Origin of the sequence: Caballeronia sp., from assembly GCF_049581465.1 — a bacterium.
Classification (GTDB): Bacteria; Pseudomonadota; Gammaproteobacteria; order Burkholderiales; family Burkholderiaceae; genus Caballeronia.
The window spans coordinates 1-1,999 of sequence record NZ_JBAUSA010000270.1 but is presented as its reverse complement, the minus strand read 5'-3'; the positions used below and the strand labels follow the sequence as shown (position 1 = coordinate 1,999).

The window sequence follows — 1,999 nt, the reverse complement described above, 5'->3', positions numbered from 1 at the left end:
CTTTTGCTTCCCTCAGTCCAACACTGTAAGAGTGAGTCCGGAATTCGCTGCACGGCGATTGCAATTTGCGAACCGACAAACCGACAAACAGCAAGATAAGGATTGCAATGCTGAACTGCGCAAAAGGGGAATGCGTTAGTTCAATCAGGCATCGCATGGCGATGCGGCTGGCACATTCAATGTCCACGACGGCCCCGGTCCTGAAAGAAGCCCACATGAGTGGGCGCAAAGCGAAGACGCAGATAGGGGTGTTCTCATTCGCTCACTGGAGCCAAGCCAGCATGGGGTTGGTCAACGCGTGATACGTCAGGGCGATGACCAGCGCGCCGAGTACAGTCAAGGGAAACGCGAGATCTTTGCGATAGCGGACTACCGCGCGGATGAACTCTAAGGTTGACATTGTGTTGCTCCAGTGAGGAAGGGCAGAGGTTTGATTCATCTTGCCCGATGTGCACGGAAGTCAAGTCGATCACCAGCGGTTTCGATCTGGAAGCTCGTCTACCGATGCGGCTATTCGATCTTCGAACGCGTGGTGCTCCATGCCCCCGACCGCAACAACTCGAGGGAATTGAAGGTGGGCTATCTGGTCGATGTACAGGACTTTTACGAGCTGCACCAGCTTGCGGTAGCGGGACGCGTCCTTCAGAACGGGGTCGATCGCCCAGAAGTCGCGCATCGTAATTTTACTATCGACTATCTTTTGCGCCGCCATCGCTAGCTGGGGGCCTCGCTCCTCCCATTTCTCGCTGTTGCGGGCGAGAAGATCCAGAATGAACGGAGCATCGACAGCCGAGAGCTCCTTCCGAATGAGATCAAGGAGGTCGCCGTCCAAACACGAGGGGCGCCGGGTGCGCCGGTTCCATACAGCCCCGACTTTCGCCATGGCCGCGTGTTCATCGTCGCCAATCGGTTCCCATGGCGTCTGCATGCCGCAATCTTCGTTCTGGCAGTAAATGCAAACCAGGCGCTCCGTCTGGGGCGCACTTAGAGGGCGGCGACAGGTGTCGCCAATGATCGGAGGGCCTTCCGTTTCGCGACCAAACTGCGAATAGTCGAACTCCGATTCTCCAATCCGTGCTTTCACCCGTTGGGACCATCCGATTTTGAAGTTGCCGCCACAGTGGTCACAGGGAAAGAGTTCGTCAGTCATCACGCGTAAGTTTTGGTTGTCGAGCAAAGTATGCCGAAGCTATCTGGAACCAGTAAGCGAAATGTATTACTTGATATTAATTCAGAAATATCGATCGCCAAAAACGGTGCGATGCTCAAATACGTCTGATGAATGCGAATCAGGCGGCCACTTGATTATCAGCGATCGTGTTGTAGTCTTCGTGGCTCACGAGCCGTAGCGGTGCGAGGGTCGGTCCATCAAACAGAAGTCGATATGAACGCCCGACTGGCACGGAAAGGATGAGTCCAGACGTGGATTTTAACGATTTCCCTCTCAGGGCATACGGGTGCGTGCCGCAATTGACCTTGGACAAAAGCTCTCGCGCTTCGCGTTGGACCGCGCCGAGATGGTCAACGATGGAGAGGTCGACAGCGCCGGCTGCGGCAGCAAGGCGCTTCGCGTCACGCTTTTGATTTCGTGTGTGGCGAAGGTCCTCTCGGGCTTTGGCAGTCGCCGCACAGGCATGGCAATACTGGCCCTTGCCGCTGTGACCGCATTCGAAGGTTCTTTTCATTGCTGGTGGCACGTGGTTTTCGATGAGTTATTGGACCACGCAAATCGCTTCAGTCAAGCCGGCTTTGGGCATTGTTTGAGTCGCCTTTCCCGCTACATTTCTGTTCTTCGAGTGCAGCAGACAGGCTGATGATGCGAGCGTTGGCGAAAGTTAGCCGCTCGGTGAGGCGATCGATATTCGCAAGCGCGAGTTGGTATTGCTCCATTGTCAGAGCCCAGAAGGTGCTGAGCGAGATCTTGCAGTCGACGCACGTGACGATACCGCCGTGCGAATCGAGTTTCAGATGGTGATGTGTGCATGCCCCGGGACGGTGG

At 55.6% G+C, this 1,999-nt stretch carries 5 protein-coding genes; all 5 read right to left on the bottom strand.

The window, feature by feature from the left end:
• Positions 1–187 (bottom strand): hypothetical protein (locus WCA53_RS06680; protein WP_423907176.1); only part of this gene is annotated, 187 nt, incomplete at its 3' end.
• A 75-nt stretch (positions 188–262) separates the two neighbouring features.
• The gene (locus WCA53_RS06675) at positions 263–400 is read right to left on the bottom strand and encodes a hypothetical protein (protein ID WP_423907174.1); all 138 of its coding nucleotides are present in this window, start codon (positions 398–400) and stop codon (positions 263–265) included.
• A 69-nt stretch (positions 401–469) separates the two neighbouring features.
• Positions 470–1,150, bottom strand: coding sequence for a Lar family restriction alleviation protein (locus WCA53_RS06670; RefSeq protein ID WP_423907172.1), 681 nt, complete (start codon positions 1,148–1,150; stop codon positions 470–472).
• A gap of 139 nt (positions 1,151–1,289) precedes the next feature.
• Positions 1,290–1,685 carry a DUF7682 family zinc-binding protein gene (locus WCA53_RS06665; protein ID WP_423907170.1) on the bottom strand — a complete coding sequence of 132 codons (396 nt, stop codon included), beginning with the start codon at positions 1,683–1,685 and terminating at the stop codon, positions 1,290–1,292.
• Positions 1,686–1,734: 49 nt separating this feature from the next.
• The coding region (locus WCA53_RS06660; protein WP_423907168.1) for a hypothetical protein at positions 1,735–1,999 on the bottom strand (265 nt) is incomplete at its 5' end.